Below are 733 nucleotides of genomic sequence, written 5' to 3' on the forward strand. Positions count from 1 at the left end.
CGGCGCGGCGACGACGCGCTGCTGGCCGCCCTCGATCAGGCCCTCGTCAAGGCCCGCCCGGCGATCGAGGCGATCCTGAAGGACGAAGGCGTGCCGACGGTGCCGACCGGCTCTTGAGCCTTTCCCTCACTCCTATCCTTCGCGGACCGCCGGGCGCGGTCCCTCGACTTGAAGCGAGCGTTCATGATCCAGCGTAGGACCGCCCTCGGCGCCAGCCTCGGGCTCGTCATCCTCATTGCCGGCCTCGGCGCCCTGCCGCGCGCCACCACGGCGCAGAGCAGCGCCGTCGACCTGCGCAACATCGTCACCGGCGAGAAGCTCGACCTCAGCGACGTGCTGCCGGAAGGCAAGGACACGCCCGGGGTGAAGCAGTTCCTGGCCACCGGCCACAACCCCTACAACACCGATGCGAGCTGCCTGAAGAAGGGCGAGCAGACCTTCCTCGCCGCCTGCTCCGGCTGCCACGGCCATATCGGCGAGGGCAAGATCGGCCCCGGCCTCAACGACAATTACTGGACATACCCGCAGAACACGACCGATGCCGGCTTGTTCTCGACGGTGTTCGGCGGCGCCAACGGCCAGATGGGGCCGCACAACGAGAGCCTGACCCTCGACGACATCCTCCAGGTCACCGCCTGGGTCCGTCACCTCTACACGGGTCCGGTCAAGGATGCCGAGTGGCTGAACGACGAGCAGAAGAAGAAATATACGCCCTACAAGCTCGGCGAGACTT

At 67.1% G+C, this 733-nt stretch carries 1 protein-coding gene; it reads left to right on the forward strand.

Annotated elements, in window-relative coordinates; translation table 11 throughout:
* Positions 1 to 183: 183 nt before the first annotated feature.
* The coding region (gene moxG, locus VP06_RS33325; RefSeq protein ID WP_048468119.1) for a cytochrome c(L), periplasmic at positions 184 to 733 on the forward strand (550 nt) is incomplete at its 3' end.

The sequence above is a fragment of the Methylobacterium aquaticum genome, from assembly GCF_001043915.1.
Classification (GTDB): domain Bacteria; phylum Pseudomonadota; class Alphaproteobacteria; order Rhizobiales; family Beijerinckiaceae; genus Methylobacterium; species Methylobacterium aquaticum.